The 24,292-nt window shown below is 73.1% G+C and carries 16 protein-coding genes; 7 read left to right on the top strand and 9 right to left on the bottom strand.

The features are described from left to right. Nucleotides 1-206: 206 nt before the first annotated feature. The 4 genes from ACFVZH_RS00895 (at nt 207) to ACFVZH_RS00910 (ending at nt 4,958) form a co-directional block, all read left to right on the top strand. The gene (locus tag ACFVZH_RS00895; protein WP_384891059.1) at nt 207-1,511 is read left to right on the top strand and encodes an ABC transporter substrate-binding protein; all 1,305 of its coding nucleotides are present in this window, start codon (nt 207-209) and stop codon (nt 1,509-1,511) included. Nucleotides 1,512-1,594: 83 nt separating this feature from the next. Next, complete coding sequence (locus ACFVZH_RS00900; protein WP_384891063.1) at nt 1,595-2,560, top strand: carbohydrate ABC transporter permease; 966 nt, start codon at nt 1,595-1,597, stop codon at nt 2,558-2,560. Further along, nucleotides 2,557-3,495: a carbohydrate ABC transporter permease gene (locus ACFVZH_RS00905; RefSeq protein WP_384891066.1), complete on the top strand. Its 939-nt coding sequence runs from the start codon at nt 2,557-2,559 to the stop codon at nt 3,493-3,495. The genes ACFVZH_RS00900 and ACFVZH_RS00905 overlap by 4 nt, the downstream gene beginning before the upstream one ends. 59 nt (nt 3,496-3,554) lie before the next feature. After that, nucleotides 3,555-4,958, top strand: coding sequence for a GH1 family beta-glucosidase (locus ACFVZH_RS00910; RefSeq protein ID WP_384891070.1), 1,404 nt, complete (start codon nt 3,555-3,557; stop codon nt 4,956-4,958). Between the two features lie 86 nt (nt 4,959-5,044). On the opposite strand, the gene ACFVZH_RS00915 is transcribed toward ACFVZH_RS00910, so the two are convergent. From ACFVZH_RS00915 to ACFVZH_RS00930, 4 genes are all read right to left on the bottom strand, one after another. Further along, a complete protein-coding gene (locus tag ACFVZH_RS00915) occupies nt 5,045-6,418 on the bottom strand; it encodes a carbohydrate-binding protein (protein WP_384891073.1) in 1,374 nt (457 codons plus the stop codon). 157 nt (nt 6,419-6,575) lie between these two features. Further along, entirely contained in the window at nt 6,576-7,508 is a 933-nt protein-coding gene (locus ACFVZH_RS00920; RefSeq protein ID WP_384891076.1) for a LysR substrate-binding domain-containing protein, read from the bottom strand. Between the two features lie 108 nt (nt 7,509-7,616). Then, nucleotides 7,617-9,035: a polysaccharide lyase 6 family protein gene (locus ACFVZH_RS00925; protein ID WP_384891079.1), complete on the bottom strand. Its 1,419-nt coding sequence runs from the start codon at nt 9,033-9,035 to the stop codon at nt 7,617-7,619. 576 nt (nt 9,036-9,611) lie between these two features. After that, a complete protein-coding gene (locus tag ACFVZH_RS00930; protein ID WP_384891082.1) occupies nt 9,612-11,003 on the bottom strand; it encodes an NAD(P)/FAD-dependent oxidoreductase in 1,392 nt (463 codons plus the stop codon). A gap of 273 nt (nt 11,004-11,276) precedes the next feature. Between ACFVZH_RS00930 and ACFVZH_RS00935 the strand changes: the two genes are divergently transcribed. Continuing rightward, entirely contained in the window at nt 11,277-12,944 is a 1,668-nt protein-coding gene (locus tag ACFVZH_RS00935) for an IclR family transcriptional regulator C-terminal domain-containing protein (RefSeq protein ID WP_384891085.1), read from the top strand. Nucleotides 12,945-13,132: 188 nt separating this feature from the next. Continuing rightward, nucleotides 13,133-13,681, top strand: a complete 549-nt coding sequence (locus ACFVZH_RS00940; RefSeq protein ID WP_384891088.1) for an RICIN domain-containing protein — start codon at nt 13,133-13,135, stop codon at nt 13,679-13,681. A 101-nt stretch (nt 13,682-13,782) separates the two neighbouring features. Here the strand turns inward: ACFVZH_RS00940 and ACFVZH_RS00945 are convergent, their stop codons facing one another. From ACFVZH_RS00945 to ACFVZH_RS00960, 4 genes are all read right to left on the bottom strand, one after another. Then, nucleotides 13,783-13,977: a hypothetical protein gene (locus tag ACFVZH_RS00945; RefSeq protein WP_384891091.1), complete on the bottom strand. Its 195-nt coding sequence runs from the start codon at nt 13,975-13,977 to the stop codon at nt 13,783-13,785. Next, on the bottom strand, nt 13,974-14,240 hold the full coding sequence (locus tag ACFVZH_RS00950; protein ID WP_384891094.1) for a hypothetical protein: 267 nt from the start codon (nt 14,238-14,240) through the stop codon (nt 13,974-13,976). Before ACFVZH_RS00950 ends, ACFVZH_RS00945 begins: the two co-directional genes overlap by 4 nt. Nucleotides 14,241-14,258: 18 nt before the next feature. Beyond that, nucleotides 14,259-20,465: a DNRLRE domain-containing protein gene (locus ACFVZH_RS00955; protein WP_384891097.1), complete on the bottom strand. Its 6,207-nt coding sequence runs from the start codon at nt 20,463-20,465 to the stop codon at nt 14,259-14,261. A gap of 206 nt (nt 20,466-20,671) precedes the next feature. Beyond that, nucleotides 20,672-21,382 carry a TetR/AcrR family transcriptional regulator gene (locus tag ACFVZH_RS00960; protein WP_384891100.1) on the bottom strand — a complete coding sequence of 237 codons (711 nt, stop codon included), beginning with the start codon at nt 21,380-21,382 and terminating at the stop codon, nt 20,672-20,674. 91 nt (nt 21,383-21,473) lie between these two features. Here ACFVZH_RS00960 and ACFVZH_RS00965 point away from each other — a divergent pair, with 91 nt between their 5' ends. After that, nucleotides 21,474-23,108: an amidohydrolase gene (locus tag ACFVZH_RS00965; RefSeq protein WP_384891102.1), complete on the top strand. Its 1,635-nt coding sequence runs from the start codon at nt 21,474-21,476 to the stop codon at nt 23,106-23,108. 7 nt (nt 23,109-23,115) lie between these two features. On the opposite strand, the gene ACFVZH_RS00970 is transcribed toward ACFVZH_RS00965, so the two are convergent. Further along, entirely contained in the window at nt 23,116-24,180 is a 1,065-nt protein-coding gene (locus tag ACFVZH_RS00970; RefSeq protein WP_384891106.1) for a LacI family DNA-binding transcriptional regulator, read from the bottom strand. Between the last annotated feature and the right edge of the window lie 112 nt (nt 24,181-24,292).

A 24,292-nucleotide genomic window follows, 5' to 3' on the forward strand; every position in this document is an offset into this window, starting at 1 on the left:
CTGAGAGCGCTCTCAGATGGCCGGAAACGTAAAACCCTTGAAACGAGTGTGTCAAGAGATTGAACACAGACCGGAGTTGACGGCTCTTCTCGTCCGTTACGCCTTCGAGCCTTGACGGATGAGCCGCTCCACAGGCACGCTCCCTCCGCAGGCTTGAGAGCGCTCTCAGACGCTCTCGCTCGTTCCGAAGCCAAGGGAGGCTTCCCATGCCCATCGCCCGAGCCGCCAAGAGAACCGCCGTCCGCCTGGGGGCGGTCGCGCTCACCGGGGCACTGCTCACCGCCTGCGGAGGTTCGACGGACGACACGTCCTCGGACGGAGCGGGCGGCAAGGTCACGATCACCGTGGACCTGTTCGGCTCCTTCGGATACAAGGAGGCCGGGCTGTACGCCGAGTACGAGAAGCTCCACCCCGGCGTCACCGTCAAGCAGACCGACACCGAGGACGAGGCCGACTACTGGAAGTCCCTCCAGACCCGGCTCGCCGGCGGCGGCGGGCTCGCCGACGTCCAGGGCATCGAGGTGGGCCGGATCGCCTCCGTCACCCAGCAGCAGGCCGACCGCTTCGCGGACCTCCGCACCTACGGCGCGGACTCGCTCAAGGACCAGTTCGCCCCGGCCAAGTGGGCCGCCGCCACCGGCAAGGGCGGCGAGGTCCTCGGCCTCGGCACCGACGTCGGCCCCGAGGCGATGTGCTACCGGACGGACCTCTTCAAGCAGGCCGGACTGCCCACCGACCGCGACGAACTCGCCAAGAAGTGGGCCACCTGGGACGGCTACCTCGACCTCGGCAAGCAGTACAAGGCGAAGGCACCCGGCCGGAGCGCCTGGCTCGACAGCGTCGGCAGCCTCTACTCGATCATGATCGGCCAGGAGAAGGAGCGGTACTACGACGCCTCCGGCAAGCTGATCTGGGAGGACAACCCCGCCCTCCGCACCGCCTGGGACCACTCCGTCCAGGCGGCCCAGGGCGGCCTGAGCGCCAAACTCGACCAGTGGTCCCCGCAGTGGAACCAGGCGTTCACCGCCGGCTCTTTCGCCACCATCCCCTGCCCCGCCTGGATGCTCGGCTACATCAAGGGCCAGGCCGGTGAGGCCGGCAAGGGCAAGTGGGACGTCGCTCCGCTCCCCGGCGGCGCGGGCAACTGGGGCGGCTCCTACCTGGCCGTGCCGAAGGCCGCCGCGCACAAGAAGGAGGCGTACGAGCTGATCAAGTGGCTCACCGCGCCCGAACAGCAGACCCGCCTCTTCGAGAAGCAGGGCAACTTCCCCTCCGCCACCGGCGCGATCGAGAAGGTCGCCGGCGCGAAGGACCCGTTCTTCTCCGACGCCCCGACCGGCAAGATCTTCGGCGAGGCGGCGAAGGCGGCTCCCGTCCAGGTCCTCGGCGTGCACGACCAGAACATCGCCCAGCAGATCACCAACGCCCTGAGCGAGGTCGAGCGCAAGGGCACCTCGCCGGAGAAGGCGTGGTCGAACGCGAAGAAGGGCGTCGAGAACACCATCGGCTGACCCGGACGGCCGGCCGACCCGCACCGCTGGCCGGCCCCCACCCCCACCTCGACCGCCCCGAACCCTCCCCGAAGGGCCGCACCGTGACCCTCACCGCACCCCAGGCACCGGCCCCGCCCGGGCCGATCACCGCGCCCCGGCGGCGCGGCGCCGCCCGGCGGGCCTGGCAGACGTTCTCGCCGTACGCCTACCTGGCCCCGTTCTTCACCCTGTTCGCCGCCTTCGGGCTCTTCCCCCTGCTCTACACGGCGTTCGTCTCGCTGTACCGGGTGGAGCTCCAGACCCCCGGTGACATGCAGTGGCGCGGCCTCGGCAACTACACCGCCCTCCTCGGCGACGACTACTTCTGGCTCGCCCTGCGCAACACCTTCACCATCGGCGTGCTCTCCACCGTGCCGCAGCTGGTCATGGCGCTCGGTCTCGCCCACCTCCTGAACTACCGGCTGCGCGGCCGCACCTTCCTGCGCACGGCGATCCTGCTGCCGTACGCGACCTCGGTCGCCGCCGCCACGCTCGTCTTCGCCCAGCTCTTCGGCAGCGACTTCGGCCTGATCAACTACGTCCTCGGGGCGGTCGGCATCAGCCCTGTCGACTGGCAGAACGACACGGTGGCCTCGCAGATCGCGGTGTCGAGCATCGTCGTCTGGCGCTGGACCGGCTACAACGCGCTGATCTACCTGGCCGGCATGCAGTCCATCCCGCACGAGCTGTACGAGGCCGCCGCGATGGACGGGGCCTCGCGGTGGCGGCAGTTCTTCCACGTCACCCTGCCCGGACTGCGGCCCACGATCGTCTTCACCGTCATCGTCTCCACGATCGGCGCGACCCAGCTGTTCGGGGAGCCGCTGCTGCTCGAAGGCCAGATGTCGGGCGGCATCTCGCACCAGTACCAGACGCTCGGGCTCTACATGTACGAGCAGGGCTGGGGCTTCTTCCACCTCGGCCGCGCCGCCGCCATCGCCTGGGTGATGTTCCTGCTCATCGTGGTGCTCGTCGGGGCCAACGCCCTGATCGCGCGCCACCGTTCCCGCAAGGAGGCCGGCCGATGACCGCGCCGATCGCCCCCTCGACGACCCCGGCACCGCCGGCCCCCGCCGCCGCGCCGCCCGCCCGCCGGGTCCCGGGGCGCGCCGGCCGGCCGCGCCGCGGCGCCTCGCGGGCCGGGCGCACCCTGCACGCCGGTCCGGTCGCGTACGCGATCCTGATCGTCGCCGTGCTGGTGTCCGCCTTCCCGTTCTACTGGACGATCGTCGCCGCGAGCCGCTCCAACGCCGACCTGGCCCGGATCCCGCCGGCCCTGCTGCCGGGCCCGAACCTGATGCGGAACTTCGAGGCGGTCCTCGAGGAGGCGGACATCGGCAAGGCGCTGCTGAACTCGCTCCTCGTCTCCGGTTCGATCACCCTCGGCACCGTGCTGTGCTGCACCCTCGCCGGTTTCGCCTTCGCCAAGCTCCGCTTCCGGGGGCGGGGCGCGCTGCTCGCGGTCACCGTGGGCACGATGATGATCCCGCCGCAGCTGGGCGTCATCCCGCTCTTCATGCTGATCGCCGATCTGGGGTGGGTGAACCAGCTCCAGGCGGTGATCCTGCCGGGTCTGGTGTCCGCGTTCGGGGTGTTCTTCATGCGGCAGTTCCTCGTGCAGTCGCTGCCGGACGAGCTGATCGAGGCCGCGCGGGTCGACGGCGCGTCCACCGCCAGGATCTTCTGGTCGATCGTCGTGCCGATCGCCCGCCCCGGCATGGCGGTGCTCGGCCTGCTGACCTTCATGGCGGCATGGAACGACTTCTTCTGGCCGATCGTCGCCCTGAGCTCCTCCGAGCCCACCGTCCAGGTCGCCCTGCGCCAGCTCGGCGGCGGCTACGTCCACGACCAGTCCGTGATCATGGCCGGCACCCTGCTCGGCACCCTGCCGGTGCTGCTGGTCTTCGGCCTGCTCGGCCGCCAGATCGTCGGCGGCATCATGCAGGGCGCGGTCAAGGGCTGACCGGCGCCCTTCCCCTTCCTCCTCCCCCAAGACGTCTCACTCCAGGGAGTTCCCGTCCCATGACCGCACTCGACACCCACACCGACACCGCGACCGCGCTCCGCTTCCCCGAGGGATTCCGCTGGGGCACCGCCACCGCGGCCTACCAGATCGAGGGCGCGGCGGCCGAGGACGGCCGCACGCCCTCCATCTGGGACACCTTCAGCCGCACCCCGGGCAAGGTCCGCAACGGCGACACCGGCGACATCGCCGCCGACCACTACCACCGGGTCGACGAGGACATCGCCCTGATGCGGCGGCTGGGGGTGACCGACTACCGCTTCTCGATCGCCTGGCCCCGCGTCCAGCCGACCGGCCGCGGACCGGCCGTGCGCAAGGGACTCGACTTCTACCGGCGGCTCGCCGACTCCCTCCTGGAGGCCGGTATCCGCCCCGTGGCGACGCTCTACCACTGGGACCTGCCGCAGGAGCTGGAGGACGCGGGCGGCTGGCCGCACCGGGAGACCTCGTACCGCTTCGCCGAGTACGCCGGCCTGATGGCGGAGGCCCTCGGCGACCGGGTGGCGACCTGGACGACCCTCAACGAGCCGTGGTGCGCCGCCTTCCTCGGCTACGGCAGCGGCGAGCACGCCCCGGGCCGCACCAGCGACGTCGCCGCGCTGCGCGCCGCCCACCACCTCAACCTGGCCCACGGGCTGGCGGCACGCACCCTGCGCGGCGCGCTGCCCGGGTCCGCGGAGGTGTCGCTGACCCTCAACCTCCATGCCGTACGGGCCCTTTCGCAGGCTCCCGAGGACGTGGACGCCGCACGCCGCATCGACGCCGTCGGCAACCGGATCTTCCTCGACCCGGTCTTCCACGGCCGGCTCCCGGAGGACCTGGTCCGCGACACCGCGTCGGTCACCGACTGGTCCTTCGTGCGGGACGGCGACCTGGAGACGGCGGCCGCGCCGATCGACTCGCTCGGCATCAACTACTACTCCCCCTCCGTCGTCGCGGCCGGCGCGTCCGCGTCGCCCGCCCCGTGGGGCGGCGCCGAGCGGCACGTCCGGTTCGAGCCGGCCCCCGGTCCGCGCACCGCGATGGACTGGCCGGTGGACGCGGACGGGCTGCACGAACTCCTCGTCCGGCTGCGGGACGAGCTGCCCGGCGTACCGCTGGTGATCACGGAGAACGGCGCGGCGTACGACGACTACGCCGATCCCTCGGGCCAGGTGAAGGACCCCGAGCGGGTGGCCTACCTCCACGCGCATCTGGCCGCCGTGCACCGCGCGCTCGCGGACGGCGCCGACGTGCGGGGCTACTTCCTCTGGTCGCTGCTGGACAACTTCGAGTGGGCGTACGGCTACAGCAAGCGGTTCGGCATCGTGCACGTGGACTTCGCCACCCAGCGCCGGACCCTCAAGGACAGCGCCCGCTGGTACGCGGAGGTGATCGCGCGGGGCGGCCTCGCGGAGTCCTGAGGGCGCGCGGGCCGCGGCTGAGGCGGAAGGGGGTGCCGCCGACCCCCCTCGGGCCGGCGGCACCCCCGGTCAGGGACGGTGCGGCGTCACACGCGCTGCCACAGCGCCGGGACGTTCGGCGGCTCCCAGCCGGCCTGGGCCTGGTGGCCCTGGAGGCAGCGGTAGCTCCCGCCGCCGTAGGTGACGACGTCTCCGGCCGCGTAGACCTTGCCCGCCGCCCAGGTGCCGCCCGGCTGGGGCTCACCGGGGCCGGGGCCGGGGCCCGGGTCGCTCCCCGTGGTCCTCAGCGTCAGGCCGTAGGTCTGCAGCAGCGGGTTCAGCGGCTGGAAGAAGGTGGTGCCGCCGCTGGAGCAGGTGCCGGACCCGCCCGAGGTGACGCCCTGGGCCTGGCTGCCGGAGATGTACGAGCCGCCGGAGTCGCCGGGTTCGGCGCAGACGGTCGTCCGGGTCACGCCGGTGATGGTGCCCTCGGCGTAGGTGACGCTGGTGTTGTGCTGCTGCACGGTCCCGCAGTGCCAGCCGGTGGTGGAGCCGGAGCGGCACACGGAGGAGCCGACGGGCTGGAGCACCGAGCCGGTCACCTGGACGTTCCCGCCGGAGCCCTTGACGTACGGGGTGGCCGTCCAGCCGGAGGTGGCCGCGACCCAGGCCATGTCGTTGCCGGGGAAGATCGAGCCCTGGAAGCTGCCCATCGCGACCTGGTTGTAGCCGCTGGTGGTCGTGCCGGCACGGCCGCAGTGACCGGCGGTGGCGAAGCCCTGGGTGGTGCCGCGGGTGACGGCGAAGCCCACCGAGCAGCGTCCGCCGCCGCCCATGTAGTACGCGTCCCCGCCCCGGATGTCGTACAGCGGGCGCGGCGCCTCGGTGGTGCGGACGACCCGCACCAGCTCGCGCGGCACCCCGGTGTCCCGGACGAGCCGCGCCCCGGCTCCCGCCCTGGCCTCCTCGACGACCAGGACGTTGGCGCGCAGGTCGACGTAGCGGACGGGCGCTTCGGCGGTGGCGGCCCGGTCCAGGGTCTCCTTGGCGCGTTCCAGGGCGGTCAGGCTGTGCGGCACGAGGCGGGCGGTGGCGCCCGTGGCCCGTATCGCTGCCGTGTCGGCGGCCCGGGTGGTGGCCACGGTGAGGGTGCCGGCCTCGGCGCCGTCCACCCAGGCTCCGGCGAACGCCCCGCCCAGGTCCTGGCGGAGCCGCGCGGCGGTGGCGCCGGCCTCCGCCTCGTTGGCGAGCCTGTTCAGGGCCTGCGCGCGGGTGAGGCCCAGGTCGCGGCCCATGGCCCGGAGGAGTTCGGGTGGGGCGGCGGCCACGTCGAGGGCCTGGGCGGCGGTGCCGACGGCCGGGGTCCCGGCCGGGTCGTGCGCCTGCGGGGCGGCGGTCGCCGTACCGGCCTGGAGGCCGGCCAGCACCATCCCGGCGGCGGCCAGCGCGGTACACGCCGCGCGGGCGTGTCGTCGGAGCATGGGTGTCTCCTCGGTTCTCGGTGGGGGATCTGCTGAGAACCTAGGAGCGCCGACGGGCGGACGGCAGCGGTCAGTCGGCCCCTGCCCTCGCGTTATGGCCGGCCGCGGTCCGCACCGCGCCCCGCCCCGGCCGCTCTCCGGCGTCCCGCCGGCTCCTCTACGGCGGTGCCGGCGCCGGGGTCCGGCCCGCGCTCCGGGACAGGGCCTCGGTGTGGGCGGCGCGGACGTGGCCGAGGACGGCGGGGGCGCGGGCGGCGGCGCGGGCCTCGGGGTGCCAGCCGAGGAGGTGCCGCCAGAGCAGCGGGGCGCCGGCGAGGGGGCGGGTCACGATGCCGGGCGTCGCGGGGAAGGTCGCCCGGCAGAGGCCGACGGCCCGGCCGACCTGCACCAGGTGGACGCAGGAGGCGGTGTCCGTCTCGTACACGCAGGCCGGGGTGAAGCCCGCGCGCACGCACGCGGTCGCGAAGCAGTCGCCGAAGCAGCCGTCGCCCGGCACGTCGGTCCATGCCTCCGCCGCGAGTTCGGCGAGGTGGATCTCGGTGCGGGGGGCCAGCGGGTGGCCGGCGGACAGCATGACGTAGACCGGGTCGCGGGCGACCTCCGTCCAGGCCAGCCGGCCCGCTTCGGGCGGGCCGCTCTCGCCGCAGACGCCGACCAGGGCGAAGTCGAGCCGTCCGGCGGCCACCCCGCGGGCGATCTCGCGCTCGGACCACGAGGTGTGGGTCGTGACCTGCGCTCCCGGGTCGGTGCGGGCGATGCGGTCGACCAGGCCGCCGAGCAGCGGGCCGTGGGTGCCGCCGAGCCGGTAGCCCTCCGTGCCCTCCCGCGCGAACCGCACGGCCTCCTCCTGGAGTTCGCAGACGGCGGGCAGCACCACCCGGGCGCGCTCCACGACCAGGTCCCCGAGGGCCGTGGCGCGTACCCCGTCCCTGCTCCGTACGAACAGCGCGCCGCCCAGGGCCCGTTCGATCCGCTTGAGCTGGGCGCTGAGCGCGGGCTGCGCGAGGCCCAGGGTGGTGGCGGCGCGCGTGAGGCTCCCCGCGTCCGCGATGGCCCGGATCGTCTTGAGGTGCCTCAACTCCAAGTCCATACCGAGAGCTTGACGCCCACCACCCGATAGGTCCAGACCAGAGACGGGGGGACGGTCCGCCGGATGCCCCGGCCCGCGTTGCGCCGGCCGGGGCGTCCCTTGGGCGGGTCAGGAGGCGTTCGGGCCGACGTCCGTCGGGGTGAGGGGGCGGCGGAGCGGCGCGGTGGTCGCGTACTCGTCCGCGCCGATGTCGCGGACGGTGCCGCGGGCGTGGCCGTCGATGTCCTCGGGGACGGAGACGGTGGCCAGGGTGGCGGCGCCGATGGCGGGGCTGTCCGCGGCGAGGCGGAAGACGCCGTCGGAGTCCTGCCGGAGGCGGGGGTCGACGCGGGTGCGACCGTCGGCGGGGATCGTGCCGTCGGCGGCGGCGCCCCAGAGGATGTTGCCCTGCCAGGTGAAGCCGGTGGTCGCCCCCATGGCGACCAGGCTGCCGCTGTCCCCGACGAGGAGGTTGTCGGCGACGACCACGTCGCGCGGCTCGTACGCGCGGGTCTCACCGGAGAGCGTGCTCTTGTTGCCCCGGAGGGTGTTGTGCACGATGACGGCGCGGTCGCAGGCGTCGTTGCCGCGGCGCTGTTCGGTGGTCTCTCCGGCGGTGTGGTCGCGGGTGGTGCCGCTGCCGACGACGAGGGCGCGGCCCGTCAGGCCGGCGAGGTGGTTGTTCACCACGAGGTGGTCGTTGCCGTAGAGGCGGATGCCTTCCTTGCCGCCGAGGAGGTGGTTGCCCTCGACGGTGGTGCGGTTGCCGTGGCGGAGCACGATGCCGCCCTGGCTGTCCCGGAGCGTGTTGTACCGGATGGTGTTGTCGGAGGACTTCACCGAGACGGCCTCGGGGTCGCCGTCGCAGTGCTCGAACAGGTTGTACTCCACGATCGCCTGAGCGCTGGAGAGGGCACGGCTGCTGACGCCGAGCCGGATCGCCTCGCCGCCGTTGGCGCCGGTGTAGCCGTGGCGGGCGAAGTGGTTCTTGTAGACATGGAGCCGCTGGGCGATCTCGGTCGTGCCGGGGCCGTCGACGACGAGGAAGATGCCCTGGGTGGTCCGGTCGTGGAAGCGGTTCCGGTCGATCTTGGCGTCGTCGCCCTCCACCAGCACCCAGTCGAGGCCGTCCACGTCGGCGAACTGGATGTCGTTGCGGGTCAGCCGGATGCCGGTGCTGCCGGCCGGGATCGTGAGGGTGCCGCTCTGCCGGAGCGAGAAGCCGCTGACGGTGACGGCGCTGGCGCCGTCGAGGACGAAGCTGCGCTCGCCGCGCAGCACGGCGCCGCCCCGGCTCTGCGAGACGATCGTGATGCCGCTGCGGCCCGAGACGTCGATGGCTCCGCCCGAGGGGACGGTGTACGTGCCGTCGGCGACGACGATCCGGTCGCCGGGGACGGCCCGGTCGATCGCGCTCTGCAGCGCGCTCAGCGAGGTGACGGGTGCGGGTTCGGCGGCCGCCGCGCCGGTGGCGAGCAGGGTGTCGAGCGGGACCGCCGCGGCCGCCGCGCCGAGCAGCGAGCCCCTGAGGAACGTACGCCGTCGCATGATGCCTCCTGGAGAAGGGTGAGTCGTTCCGTGCCCTGTCGCCAGGACGTCGCGGCGGCCCTGACCGGCCGGTCCCCGGGGGCGGGCCCCCACGGCCCGCCCTGGGTCCTGGCCGGTCAGGGCCGGTTTTCGGACGCCGTCCCCTCGGAGGAATGCGCATGTTCCGGCCGGTGCCGCCCCCACGACGGCGCCTGCCGGAACAGCGGCCGCCATGGCGGCGGCGCCGATCCCGTTCCTTCCGGTCCGTCCCTCCGGAACGTGTCGCCGGGTGCGTCGGGAGGATGGTCGTCCCTTCCCCGGCCTGGCGACCCGCCCCACTCTGCCGGGCGCCGCTCACGTCCCGCTGACGTTCCGCTAACGCCCGGTGCGGAGCGGGCAGGCGCACCCCGCCGCCGGTGCCGCCCGCCGATCAGGGGGGTCTGCCGGGCGGATCCGGCCGGCACGGCCTCGGGGCGAGGTGGCCGGTTCACGAGGGCCCGGCGCAGCGCCTCGCGCCACGGGCGGCCTGACGAACTGTCACACCGTCCCGGGGGGGGCGGATCGGGTACGGAGGGCGTCGGCACGCCGCGGCCCCGGTCAGCTGTCGAAGCCGAGGCCGAAGCGGTCGAGGGTGCGCAGCCAGAGGTTGCGGCGGCCTTCGTTCAGGTCGGCGCGGGCCAGGGACCACTGGGTGATGCCGATGCCGATCGAGCGGACGGGCTCGGGCGGGAAGGGGAGGGGCTTGCGGCGGACGAGTTCCAGGGCGGTGCGTTCGGTGTACTCGCCGGCGAGGAGGTCGAGCATGACGTCGGCGGCGAAGCGGGTGGCGCCGACGCCGAGGCCGGTGAAGCCGGCGGCGTAGGCGACCTTGCCGTGGTGGCTGGTGTCGAAGAAGACGCAGAAGCGGGTGCTGGTGTCGATGGCCCCACCCCAGGCGTGACTGAACCGGACTCCTTCGAGCTGCGGGAACGTGGTGAAGAAGTGCCGGGCGAGCGTCGCGTACGACTCGGGCCTGCGGTCGTGTTCGGCGCGGACCGGGCCGCCGTGGTGGACGGCGTCGTAGCCGCCCCACAGGATGCGGTTGTCGGCGGAGAGCCGGACGTAGTGGAACTGGTTGGAGCAGTCCGCGAAGCCCTGCCGGCGGGACCAGCCGACGGAGGCGAGCCGGGCCTCGGTGAGCGGCTCGGTCATCAGCGCGTAGTCGTACACGGGGACGGTGTACGGGCGGTGGCGCCGGAGCAGGGAGGGGTAGGCGTTGGTGGCGAGGACGACGCGCCGGGCGGTGATCCGGCCGTAGGGGGTGCCGACGGCGATCACGGCGCCGTGCTCGTCGAGCGAGGTGGCGGGGGTGTGTTCGTGGACGCGGACGCCGAGGTCCAGACAGGCTCGCTTGAGGCCCCAGGCGAGGCGGGCCGGGTTGACCATGGCGACGTCGTCGCGGTTCCACACGCCGCCGAGGAAGGTCGGCGAGTCGATCTCGGCGCGGACGGCCTCGGCGTCGAGGAGGAGGGACGTGCCGCCGTACCGGGCGGCGGCCTCGGCCTCCTCCGCGAGGCCGTCGAGCTGGTAGGGCTCGGTGGCGACGGCGAGGGAGCCGGTGCGCTCCCAGTCGCAGTCGATGCCGTAGCGCTCGACGGCGTCCTCGATGCCCTGGAGGTTCTCGCGGCCGAGGCGCTCCAGGAGGCCGATCTCCTCGGGCCAGCGCTGGAGGCCGTTCGCCAGACCGTGGGTGAGGCTGGACTCGCAGAAGCCGCCGTTGCGGCCGGAGGCGGCGCCGCCGACCTCGTCCGCCTCGACGAGCACGACGTCGGCGGAGGGGTCGCGCTCCTTGGCGCGCAGGGCCGTCCAGAGGCCGGTGTAACCACCGCCCACCACGAGCAGGTCGCAGGTGGTGCCGCCGACGAGGGCGGGGGCGGGCTGCGGCCGGTCCGGGTCGTCGAGCCAGAACGGGGTGTGCGCGACGTCGCGGAGCGAGGCGAGGTGATCCATGCGGGTTCCTTCGGGTCGCGGAGAAACCCGGGCGCGGGGAGTCTCCGAAGTGCCGCCCATGAGACTCCGCCGCGGGGAACAAGGTCAATGATGTTGACATAAGCCTCGGCCGGTGGCGGGTCACGGCCCCGCGGCCCTGGAGCGCGACGTGCCGATCGGGCCGGACGCCCCCGGGCCAACGGCCCCGGCGGCCGCGGCGACGGCACGGGTACGGTTTCCCCGCGCCCTCCCCGCGCCCCGATCAGCCCGCCACCGCCCCGAGGAGTCCGGACGATGCCGCAGCCCACCGAGGCCACGGGCGCACCCGACGAACTGGTCGGACCGCTGGAGCGCGGGCTGTCCGTGCTCCGCGTGATGGCCGCCGGGCCGGACGTCCGCCACCGTCCCGGCGACCTCGCCCGGACGACGGGGCTCGCCCGCTCCACGGTCGACCGGGTCGCCACGACGCTCGTCCGCCTCGGCGTTCTCAGGGCCGAGGGCCGCGACCTGCTCCTCGCCCCGGGGGCCGCCTCGCTCGGCAACGCCTATCTCGCCTCCTGCGGAGTGCCCGACCTCCTCGGACCGCACGCCGTCGCCCTCGCGGACGCCCTGGACGAGTCGGTGTCCGTGGCCGTCCCGGACGGCGACGGGGTCCGCTTCCTCGCCCAGGCCACCCGCCGCCGCGCGATGGCGATCTCCTTCCGGGCCGGGGACCTGCTGCCGGCCGAACGGTGCGCGCACGGCGCCCTGTTCGCCGCCGAATGGAACGAGGACGACCACGAGCGGTGGCGGGTCCGGCACGCGGAGGACCCGCTGGACACCGGCTTCCCGTCCGTGCCGCCCCGTCCGGCCGACCACGACCCCGCCGCGGTCGAGGCCGGGTTCCTCCACCGGGTGCGGGAGGCCCGCGAGAGCGGGGTGGCCGTGGACGACCAGCTCATCGAACCGGGGCTGCTCTCCGTCGCCCTGCCCGTCCGGGGACCCGACGGCGCGGTCGTCTGCGCGGTCGGCGTCGTCAGCCACACCAGCCGGCACAGCGCCGGCTCCCTGACCGAACAGGCGCTGCCGCCACTCCGCCTGGCCGTCGCCGCGATGGAGGCGGCCCTGGCCGCGCCGCCCGCCGCTCCGCCGGCCGCGGGGCCGGCGCCCGGCTCCGGCGGCGCGCTCAAGGAGGAACTCGGGTCGGGCTTCCTGCAGTCGCTCGCCCGGGGTCTCGACGTCCTGCGCGCCTTCGGCTCCGTACGCGGTCCCGTCCGCCTCTCCGCACTCGCCCGGCTCACCGGGCTCCCCCGCGCGACCGCCCGCCGGTCGCTGATCACCCTGCGGCATCTCGGGTACGTGCGGGAGACGCCCGACGGCTTCCTGGTCCTCCCCCGCGTCCTGGAGCTCGGCTACGCGCGGCTCTCCGGCCTCAGCCTGCCGGAGATCGCGACCCCGCATCTCGTCGCCCTCGTGCCGCGCGTCCACGAGTCCGCGTCCGTCGCGGTGCTCGACGGGGACGACATCCGGTACGTCGCCCGGGTCGCCAGTACCCGCATCATGCACATCGACATCACCGTGGGCACCCGGCTCCCGGCGTACGCGACCTCCATGGGCCGTGTCCTGCTCGGAGCCCTGCCCGCCGCGGCGCGCGCCGAACGCCTCGGCCGGATCACGCCCGAGGCGCTGACCCCGCGCACGGTGACGAGCCCCGAGGGGCTCGACGAGGCCGTCGCCGCGACCGCGGCGCGGGGCTACGGGTGGGTGGAACAGGAGCTGGAGGAGGGGCTGCGCTCCCTCGCGGTGGCCGTCACCGACGGCGCGGGCCGGACGGTCGCCGCCGTCAACGTGGCCCTGCACGCGAGCCGGGCGACACCGGAGGCGAGCCTGGCCGCGATCCTGCCGCCGCTCCGGGAGACGGCCGCGCTGATCAGTGCCGACCTCGCGGCCGTGGGGCGCTTCTCGCGGGTGGCGACCGGCTGACGACGGGCGCCCGGCCGGCCACGCCGGGAGGGTGTTCCCGCAGGTGCGGGCACACGGAGTCCGCGTCCGGCGGAACCTTCCGGAACACGGCCCCTGGACTCCCCCATTCCGCACACGTGTTCGCATACGCTGCGATGGCACCACCGAGATCACGCGTTCGTATGTGCTCTGATTCCAGGGGGACTTCAGTGAAGCGATTCATCGTGCGCACGATGTGCGCCATCGGACTGCTGGCGGGCAGTCTGGCCGTGACGAGCGCGCCGGCCGGCGCGGCCCCGGCGGCCGACTACACGACGGTCACCAACGTGGCCGGCGGCTCGTGCCTGGAGATGCCCGGGTGGACCGGCACGTGGGGCGCGCAGGCCACGGTGTGGGGCTGCAACGGCGGCGACAACCAGACCTGGGTGTTCAACAGCAAGGGCGGCGGCTTCTTCCAGATCGTCAACCGTTCCTCCGGCCTCTGCCTGGAGCTGCCGGGTCTCCCGCCGACCACCTCCGACGGCACGGCGGTCGGCCAGTGGCCGTGCAACGGCGGCCGCAACCAGCTCTGGTGGTTCGACCACTGGCGCAACGTCAACGGCAAGGCCACGGCCGAACTCAAGAGCGCCTACACCGGCTGCCTGGAGATCAACGGCTGGCAGGCCGGTACGTGGGGCACCGGAGCCCAGCTATGGAGCTGCAACAGCGGCGACAACCAGCGCTGGGCCTTCGCGAACGACTTCATCTACAACCACTGACGTTCGCCGTCCGAGCAGGGGACACGGTCCCGTTCCCCAGGACCGCGGGTACCTGAAAGGGAGGGCCGGGCAGTCGATCGCCGCCCGGCCCTCCCCCTTGCTCACTCCTCGGTGAAGTACAGGTATCCCTTCCACCGGAGGTTCGTGAGGTCGTACTCGACCGTCATGTCGACGACGCGGCGATCCGGCCGTTCGGAGAGCCGGTCGGCGGCCGCGCGCAGGACGGAGACGGGGCTGTCGTCGTCCTCGTCTCCGTGGACCACGACGCGCAGCAGCCTCGTCTCGTCGGTGCTCATGCGCCGCTCCGCTTCACCGGGTCCGCGAACACGGTGATGTGGCAGGTCGCGATCGGGTCCTCGGTGTCCAGCCGGCCCACCTCGATCGCCGACACGTCCCAGCTGTCGCCGAGCTTCTCGATGTGGTCCGCGGCGGTGCGCAGCAGGTCCGCGACGCCCTGGCCGCTGCCGGCCGGAATGCCGAGACTGAAGTGATGCGTGGTCCACATCTCCTTCTTCGCGGCTCTGATGCTCAGCTTGTGGTTGCGGCTCCTACGAGCCATCGCTCCTCCAGGGCATGACTAGAACGGGTGGGCGACGAGCGCGATGCGCCAGCCCCAGCGGAAGCTGAAGCGCTTGGCCCACCCGAGGGACGCGAGGAAGGCGAGGCCGACCATGCGGTTGGCCTTGTAGTGGCTCTGCCGCTTCTGCTTGTTCCGCGAACCGTTGTACTTCTGGTTCTTCTTGATCTTCTGCATCGCCCTCTTGAAGTCTCCGGCGTCGTACTTCTTGCCGGCGTTCTTCTTGAAGTATGCGTCCTTCTCCTTCTTGCTCAGGGTCTCCGGACCCTCCAGGCCGGCGTCCTCCTGCAGACCGCCGTCGCGGCCGTCCAGGTCCAGGCAGTTGACCGGATCCGCGTCGCAGTACTCGTACGCGTTGGAGTTGCCCCCGTAGACCGGGTCGATCGAGTGGAAGCGGCCGACGGTGGGGTCGTAGAGCCGGGCGCCCATCAGGGTGAGGCCGCCGGGCGTCTCGTCGGAGCGCAGCTTGGCGCCCAGCCAGGCGTAGCGGGTCGCCGGCCGGCCGGCACGGGTGTTGCCGTACTCGTCGGAGTCGAGGGCGACGGGCGCCTTGGTGGTGTCCAGCGGAAGCTGGAGGGCGATGTCGCCGTGGATCGTGGTGAGCTGGAGGACCGTGTCGCCGGTCCTGCCGGTGGTGGCCGCCAGGTCTCCGGACGCGGAGGTGACGTTGCGGGTCAGGGCGCCGGCGGCGTCCTCGACGATCCAGCTGGGGTTGTCGCCGTCGCCGGCGTAGTGGTTGAGCCTGGAGGCGGTCTGCGTCCAGGCGCTGTCGCCGCCCGTCTCGACCTTCCAGGAGCGGAAGCGCAGCGCCGCGTCGAGCTGCCAGGTCTGCCGCTTGCCGCCCGAAGTCTGCTGGTGGGCGAGGTCGTTGGCGTAGTAGCCGACGGTGCTGCCGGGCAGGGCGGTGGCGCGCCCGAAGGCGTCGTAGGCGTAACCGCTGTCGACGAGCCGGTCGCCGCTGTCGTAGGTGCTGCCGGTGGTGCTGCCTCCTGTGGTGGTGCAGTTCAGGCCGGGGGCGGCCGCGGTGGTGGTGAGGGAGGTGCGGTTGCTGCGTGCGTCGAAGGTGTAGGCGCGGCGCGTGCAGACGGTGTCCGCGGTGTCCTCGACGGTGGTGAGCCGCCCGGCGGCGTCGTAGCGGTAGGTCTGGCCGGAGGAGCCGGCGTGCGTGCTGACCTGGCGGTGCACGGACCGGGTGACCGTGTCGGAGGCGACGATGGTTCCGTCGCTGTCCCGGGTGTACGTCCGGTTCACCGGGGCACCGGTGGTGTCCTTGCGTACGTTGAGGGTGTATCCGCCGGGGAGCCGTTCGCCGCTGACGGTGCCGTCGGCGTCGTAGCCGGTCTGGAAGACGCCGGCGACCGAGTCGGTGGTCCTCGTGGCGAGGCCGCGGGGCTCGACGCCGGTGTCGTAGGTGTACGTGACGGTCGACGGCGCGTTGTCGGCGACCTTGACCGGCCGGTCCAGCAGGTCGTACTCGGTCGTGGTGACACCGCCGTCGGCGTCCGTGTAGGAGATCAGGCGGCCGAGCCGGTCGATCGCCTTGGTGATCGTGCCGCCCGTCGGCGAGACGGTCCGCAGGGCCTGGCCGGTGCTCGCGTCGTACTCGGTGGCCGACTCGGGAACCGCCTGGCCGATGCCGCCGGTGACGGCCGTCCTCGTGGGCCGGCCGGCCGCGTCGTACGTGGTCGTGGTGGTGCGGGTGACGCCGTTGGCGGTCTCCGTGAGCTGGGCGGTGTTGCCCCACCAGTCGTACTCGGTGGTGGTCGACGGCAGTTGCGCCGGGTTCGTGCCGCCGCCGGTGGTGTCACCGGCCGGGCCCGTGGAGCAGACCAGGTCGGCCCACTCCGGGCGGCCCTGGCAGGCTCCGGTGCCCGTGGCGGACCAGTACGCGGTGACGCGCGTGCCGGCGTCCGTGCCGGTGGCCCCGGGCAGCAGCTCCTTGGTGGGGCGGCCCTGGGCGTCGTACTCGGTGGTCCTCGTGATCGCGAGGCCGTCCGGGTCCTTGACGGTCCGGACGGGCAGTCCCCTGACCCAGTCGTAGACCGTCTGGGTGGCTCGGGCCTCCCCGAGGACGGTGGGGTGCTCCCGTACCTGGGCGCCGAGCGTGACCTTGGTGATCCGGTCCCTGACCTTGGCGGTGCCGTCGGTCGGGCGCCCGGCGTCGTACTCGTTGACGCGCCGTTCCCGTGCCGTCACCGAGGTGCCCGCCGGGACCAGGGTGGTGGTGCCGGACTTCAGATCGGCGGTGAGGTCGATCCGGCGCAGCGGGCCGAACGCCTCCAGCCTGCGGGCGCCGGTGTCGTTGTACACGGACTTGGCGGCCAGCAGGTCGGCGCGCTCCGCGGTGGTGAGCTGCGCGATGCCGAGGTCGGCCTGGGCCGCCCGGTCGTCGCCGGTCAGGCCGAGGGCGATGGCCCGGTTGGCGGCCGACAGCTCGCGGACGGTGTTGCCGAAGCGGTCGTACTCGGTGGCGTTGATGTGGCCGCCCGGGGCGGCCGTGTCGACGGTGCGACCCGACACGCCGAGATAACTGACGGTGGACCGCTGGTAGTCGGTCGCGGCCAGCGCGCTGCCGGAGTTCGACGCGGGGACGGCGTCGGCCGGGAAGACCGCCGTCGCGTCCGTCGGAGCGTCGAGCTGGCCCCATGCCTTCACCTCCGCCGCCCCCAGCTTGTACGGGGCGGCGGTGCCGGTCAGCGGCACGTCGTAGACGACGGAGGTCGTCGCGGTGCCCTCCTCGACGTCGGCCGTGCCCTGCTTCAGGCCCGGGCGGGACGCCTTGAGGAGCATGCCGTCACCGGCGGTGGCCGCGGTACCCGCGGTGCCGTAGACGAACGTCCACGGGAGCCGGCCGGGCGTGGTCAGCCGGGTGACGCGGCCGGCGCCGTCGTAGGCGTACTCGGTCTTCAGCGCGGGGCTGATCAGCGGGTTCCACGCCTGGCGCAGTCGGCGCGCCTCGTCATAGAGGTACGTCTGCACCGTCTTGGCGGTCGACGCGGCGGCCCCCGGGTCGGTGGACCACAGGCGGACCTCCTTCACCTGGCCGGTGATGTCGCCGAAGGCGGCGGAAGTGGCGGTGGTGCCGGTGGCGTAGACGAACTCCAGCGCCCTGCAGCCCGGGGTGGCCGGCGTCGCCGCGCAGGTGGCGGCGGACGAGGCCGAGGTCGGGGCGATCACCCGGCTCGGGCGGGCGAGCTTCCTGCCGTCCACGGTCACGGTCTCGGAGACGACCGTGGTGGTGGAGTGGGTGAGCCCGTCGAACAGGGTGCTGGAGACCTGCCAGGTCGCGGCGTCGGCGTCGGGCTTGGTGAACCGGGTCACCGCGCCCTCGGAGTCCGTCAGCGTGAACGTACCGGTGACGTCGCCGGTGAGGGTCAGGCTCTCCGCGCCCGGCTCCGCGATCCACGCGGTCTTGGCCGCGTTGGCGGTGAAGTGGGTCTCCTCGCCCTCGATGCCGACGACGGCGACGGCGGTGTCGGAGATCCTGCGGAGGTGGGAGTAGTCCGACTCCGTCAGCTGGGCCGCGGTACCGGCGACCCACTCCTTGCCGAAGATCGACGCCTGGCCCTCCTGCTTGGCGCCCTTGTCCGGCGTACGCGAGGAGGCGGTGCGCGAGACGGACATCCCGAACGCGGACGTGTCGGTGTCGGAGAGCGTGTAGTCACCGGTCAGCAGGTTCACCGAACCCGGGCCGATCTCCTGGGTGGCGGCGCCGGAGGCGTTGCGGTCGACGACCACGGTCAGCGGCAGCGTGCTGCCCGTCGCGGCGTTCGGGCCGGTGAAGTCCGCCTTGATCTGGACGGTGCCGTCCGGGTCGACGGTGTCGGTGGCGTTCCACACCAGGGCGCTGTTCCTGCCGCCCGTCATGGGCACGGGCCAAGCGGTCAGGGCGGTGCCGCCCGAGGTGACCTGGCCGGCGGGGATCTGCGCCCAGGGGTCCGCCTCGGAGCGCCGCCAGGAGAAGGACACCGCGTCGAACTTGCCGCCGTCGGCCTCGGCCACCAGGGGCAGGCGCCGCGCGGTGCGCTCACCGTCGGCGGGCTGGACGAAGCCGCCGGGGCCGGCGTGGAAGGTGTAGCCGATGGCCTCGGACCTGTTGTCGGCCTTGTCGACCTGCCGCACCTGGAGGGTGTGGGTGCCGTCCTTCGGCGGGGTGACGGAGAGCGCCGCCGCGGCGGTGGAGCCGCCGGTGTCGGCCTTGGTCCAGGTGACGCCGTCGAGCGACCATTCGAGCCAGTGGTGGTCGGTGCCGGTCGGGGTGACGGTGAAGGCGCCGGCCTGACCCGCGCCCTTGACCCAGGCGCTCGACGGGTAGTCCGACGAGGTGATGCCCGTCGGGGCGACCGGCGGGGTGGTGTCGACCGTGAAGGTCTTCCACTCCGACCAGCCGAGGTTGTAGTGCGTGCCGTCGTACGGGCTGCTGCGGAACTTGTACGTCCCGCCGTTCGTCAGCACACCGGCCGGCACGACCACCGGGGCGGGCTGCCCGGTCGGCACGAACGCCGACCGCAGTACGGCGCCGACCTGTGTGTCGGTGGCGGAGTCGAAGATCTGGTAGGCGCCCTGGATCTTGTCGCCGTTGGGGTCGACGAAGGTGTCCCGCAGCGTCGGGGTCGTGGTGTCGACCGTGTACGCGCCGCCGTAGGAGAAGAACGGCGGGCCCGCCTCCTGCTTCGTGCCGGTGCGCGGCCGGTAGTTGTAGGTCACGACCAGCTTCGGCGGGTTGGCGGCCGCGTTGGCGGAGTTGACCCGCTTCCACTGCGCCGTGACGCTCTCGTCGGCGGCACGCAGACCCATGTGGGACTTGGCCGCCTTGGCCGACGCCCACTCCTGGACCAGCGTCGTGACGTCGGCGTTGATCCAGCCGTCCGGCTGCGCGGTGCAGGAGGCGTTGCCGCGGGTCTCGGAGGAGGTGGCCTTCTCGGCGAACCAGGAGGGCTGGGCCGTCCACCGCGACGAGGTCGAGGCGGCTCCGGCGGACCACACCTTCCACGGCTGGTTCGGGCAGGACGAGCCGGTGTAGTTGCCGGAGTGGAAGTTCCACAGGGACAGCTTCGCGTCCGTCACCAGCGCGTCGGAGATCGGCGCGGTGTTCCAGGAGAGGAAGGAACGCGCGGTCCGGAAGGTGCCGTCGGCGTTCTTCGTACCCGGGTTGCCGAGGTCGAGTTCGACATCCGTGGACCAGTCGACCGACGTGCCCTGCTGTACGTAGGTGTCGAAGACGTTCGACAGCGCCGAGGTCGAGGGGTCGACCGTCACCGGGTACTTCGTGGCCGGATCGGCCAGGAACCGGGCGTCCGGAGTGATGACGAGGTCCACGCCGCCCTTGGCAGCGACGACCTTCATGGCGACCGGGACCTGGCGCGTGTGCTCGCCGGAGACCGGGTCGACCGTCGCGTCCCACATCACCGGCGCCGGCATGACCGCCGACTTCCTGGACCTCTTGTCGGTGAACAGCACGCTGCCGTCCGGCTGCCGGCGCACCTTCAGGCCCTTGGTCCTCAGGGGCAGGGTGTAGGAGAAGCCTTCGGCCGGCCGCCGCTTGACCTCGACGAACTGCTCGAAGCCGGTACGGGTCGCCTCCACCACCACGTCGGCGCCGGGCACCGCGTTCGCGTAGGTCGCGCGGGTGCCGTCCAGTTCCGGCGCGGGCAGCCCGCCCCGCCACTGGAGGGTGATCTGTTCGTCGCCCTCGCCGAGCGTGACCAGGTCCGTGGCCGCGGTGGCCCGCGCCGCACGCGGGGAGGCCGCCCGCGCGCCGGTCCGGCCGGCGAGCCTCAGGCCCTGCGGGTGCGCCTTGGCCTCGACCGAACCGTCCGCCCGGGCGGCCAGGTCCACATCGACGTCGCGCCAGTCACCGGTCGTCCGGTCCTTGAAGCGGACCGGTCCGGCGGACAGTTCGGTGGTGAGCGAGCCGTCCTTGTTCACCCAGGTCGTGGAGGTTTCCGTACGCTCCGACAGCGCCTCCACCCGCTTGCCCGACAGCCGGGCCGCCACACGGGCCGAAGGAACGTCGACGGCCTGCGTCGCCGCCTGCTTCGCGGGCTCGGCGGCCGGCGCCCGGTGCGGTGGCTGCGCCGCCACGGCGCCGGCGCCGTCCACCGCGGTGACGGCCAGGGCCAGGGCCAGGCCGCCCGCCAGGAAACGGACACCTCCCCCCGACCGGAGCCGTGGGCGCCGCTGTGGCGCGGGTATGTGAATCGTCATCATTCCTCGGTCTCTCACGTCACAGACGCGCCACAGCTGTGGCGCACCGGTGAAGTTATCGAGGAAGAAAACAGCCACATGGGAACCAAGATCACAAAGGCGGGCGACGGGAACTCTTAACCGTCAGGTGACTCTTCCCATAGAAGGGACGGTCAGGATGCCTCTGCACCATCGAAGCCCAGGTTCAGGGCCTCGAACCGGCTCGGTCAGGAATTCCGCCGCTCCGGCCGGAGAGCGGCCACCGCGCCGAGCATGAGTTCCAGCGCGAAGGGGTAGCCGCTCTCGCGCATGTCCGCGGCGAGGAGGGGGAAGGTCGCGGCGATGTGGGGATGGGTGTCCGCCGAGAGCTTGCCGTAGACCGCGTTCCAGACCTCCGCCTCCTTCTCCTGGGCCGCCGCCGGGAGCGCGAGCGCGGCGGCGTCCTGGGCGGCGAAGGCGAGGGCCTGGTCGACGAAGGCGTGGTAGATCCGCACGGCGAGGGCGTCGGGGAAGCCGGCGGACCGGAGGATGCCGAGGATCCGCTCGACGGCCCGCTTCTCGTGGGGGCGCCCGGTGGTGCGGTGCGCCGCGAGGGCCGCCGCGCGCGGGTTGGACTGGTAGCAGGCGTGGATGCGCAGCCCCATCGCCCGGAGGTCGGTCCGCCAGTCCCCGGTCGGCGTCCAGCCCTCCTGCGCGCGGCCGATCATCTCGTCGGCGACGGCGAGCAGCAGGGCGTCGGTGTTGCGGAAGTAGCGGTAGAGCGCGGTGGGGTCGGCGCCGAGCGCGGCGCCCAGCCGCCGTACCGAGAGGGCGTCCGCGCCGTGCTGCGCGATCAGGCGCAACGCGGTCTCGACGATGAGCCCTTCAGAGAGGACGGCGCCCTGCTTGGTGGGGCGGCGACGCTGCCGACTGTCTTCGGGTACGACGCGTTCGGACATGGCCGGAACCTTACGTCAACACCATTGACGTGTAAACGACCCGGCCGCTTCCATGACCCCACCACACGTCATCGCATGTTCTGGAGCTCCTATGGCCACGGCCGATCTGGTCTTCACCCGCGGTCCCGTCTTCACGGCGGACCCGGCCCGCACCCGGGCCACCTCGCTCGCCGTCGTCGGCGACCGGATCGCGGCCGTCGGCCACGACGAGGTGCGCGATCTCGTCGGCCCCGGAACGGAGGTCGTCGACCTGACGGGCAAGCTGCTGCTGCCGGGCTTCCAGGACGCCCACATCCACGCCGTCTCCGGCGGCAAGGAGCTGGCCGAGTGCGATCTGACCGGCACGGTCGGCGTCGCGGAGTACCTGGAGCGGATCCGCCAGTACGCGGACGCCCACCCGGAGCACGCCTGGATCACCGGCGGCGGCTGGTCGATGGAGAGCTTCGACGGCGGACTGCCCACCCGCCGGCTGCTCGACTCCGTCGTCCCGGACCGGCCGGTCCTGCTGTCGAACCGGGACCACCACGGCGCCTGGGCCAACTCGCGGGCGCTGGAACTCGCCGGCCTCACCGCCGACACCCCCGACCCGGCCGACGGCCGGATCGAGCGGGAGGCGGACGGCACTCCCAGCGGCACGCTCCAGGAAGGCGCGATCGGCCTGGTCGCCCGGCTGGTGCCACAGACCACGCCCGAGGACCGGCTCGCCGGCCTGCTGCGGGCCCAGAAGCTGCTGCACTCGCTCGGCATCACGGCCTGGCAGGACGCGCTGCTCGGCTCGTTCGGCGGCATGGCGGACCCGTCCGAGGCGTACATGGCCGCCGCCCACGACGGCACGCTGACCGCCCGGGTGACCGGCGCGCTGTGGTGGGACCGCGAGCGGGGCGCCGAGCAGATCCCCGAACTGGTCGCCCGGCGCGAGAAGTTGAACGCGGGCCGGTTCCGGGCCGGTTCGATCAAGATCATGCAGGACGGCATCGCGGAGAACTTCACCGCCGCGATGATCTCCCCGTACCTGGACGGCTGCGGCTGCGCCACCGGCAACAGCGGACTGAGCTTCGTGGACCCCGTGGCGCTGCGCGGGTACGTGACCGAGCTCGACGCCCTCGACTTCCAGGTCCACTTCCACGCCCTGGGCGACCGCGGCGTCCGCGAGGCCCTGGACGCCCTGGAGGCCGCGGTCACCGCCAACGGACACCGCGGCAACCGCCACCACCTCGCCCACCTCCAGGTCGTCCACCCGGAGGACCTGCCCCGCTTCGCCACGCTCGGCGCGATCGCCAACATCCAGCCGCTCTGGGCCGCCCACGAGCCGCAGATGGACGAGCTGACCATCCCGTTCCTGGGCCCCGAACGCGCCGCCTGGCAGTACCCGTTCGGCGATCTGGTGCGCGCCGGCGCCACCCTCGCCGCGGGCAGCGACTGGCCGGTCAGCAGCCCGGACCCGATCGAGGGCATCCACGTCGCCGTCAACCGCCGCTACCCGGAGTCCGCCGACGACCGGGTCTTCTACGCCGAGCAGCGCCTCGACCTCACCACCGCGCTGGCCGCCTACACCGCGGGCACCGCGCATGTGAACGGCCTCGACGACACGGGCAGCCTGCGCCCCGGCCACCTCGCCGACCTCGTGGTCCTGGACCGCGACATCCTCACCGGCCCGCCGGAGGAGATCGCCGAGGCCCGGGTGGAGCGGACGTACGTGGGCGGCGAGCTCGTGTACGCCCGCTGAGATGCCGCTACCCGCCCCGCCCGGACCGGACGGAGGAGGCCCGGACGTCGAGACGCGTCGGTACGAGCGTCCCGGCGGGCTCCCTGCGGCCGTGCTCCAGGACCGCGACGAGGTGCTCGACCCCGGCCTCCGCGACCGCCTCGGGCCGCAGGCTCAGGGTGGTCACCGGTGGATCGGTGTAGGGGGCCGTGGCGTCCTCGCTGACCAGGACGACCAGCAGGTCGTCCGGGACTTCGTAGCCGTGACGGCGTGCCGCCTCCAAAACGAGCGGCGGACTCGCCTCCGCGACCACGAGCAGGGCGTCCGGCCGCTCGGCCCCCTCCGGTGTGCCGAGGGCGGTCTCGATGGCCCGGACCACCGGCCCGTTCCCGGTCTCCGCGACGCGCACGGCCAGCTCCGGCAGGCCGTGGGCGGCGCACCAGGCCCGGTGCGCCGCCTCGACCTCCACGTGGAAGCGGGTGGCGATGTCCGGCACCACGAGCACGGGCCGCCGGGCCCCCTGCTCCCGCAGGTGGTCCAGGGCTTCGCGCACGGCCCCTTCGGCATCGACGTCCACCCAGGAGGCCCCGGGCCGCCCCTCCACGGAGCGGTCGCTGAAGACAGGGATTCCGGCCGCGAGGAGGTCCTCGATGACGGAGTCCCCGGCGACCGGGTCGGCGACGACGACCGCGTCGAGCGGCAGGTCGGACCACTCGCCCTGCAGGGTGCCGGCCGGAAGCAGCACCACGGCGTACCCGCGGAGCAGTGAGGTCGCCGCGGTGGCACCGGTCAGCCGGGCGAAGTAGGGCGACTCCAGATAGGTCCAGAGCGCGTCGGGGAGTCCTCCCACCATGTAACCGATCAGCCGGGCCCGTCCCGCGCGCAGATGGCGCGCGGTGGCGTTGGGCCGGTAGCCCATTCTGCGGGCGGTCTCGCGAGCCTTCTCCCGTACCTCGGGGGAGAGTCTCCCGGTGCCGTTCAGCGCCGCCGAGACGGTCGTCTTGGACAGGCCCGCCTCGCGGGCCACGTCGACGAGACGCACACGCGGGATGGGCGGCGAGGGCTGCCCTTCATGCCGTGAAGCTTCGGTCATGGGGTGATGGTGCCACCCTCGTGACCTCTGCAAAACCGTTCCCGCAAAGTCGCCCGAAGGTCTTGTGCGGGAACGTTCCCGCACGAATACTCGCTCCATCCCCCCGAGCCCG

Source organism: Streptomyces sp. NPDC059534, from assembly GCF_042743475.1.
Classification (GTDB): domain Bacteria; phylum Actinomycetota; class Actinomycetes; order Streptomycetales; family Streptomycetaceae; genus Streptomyces.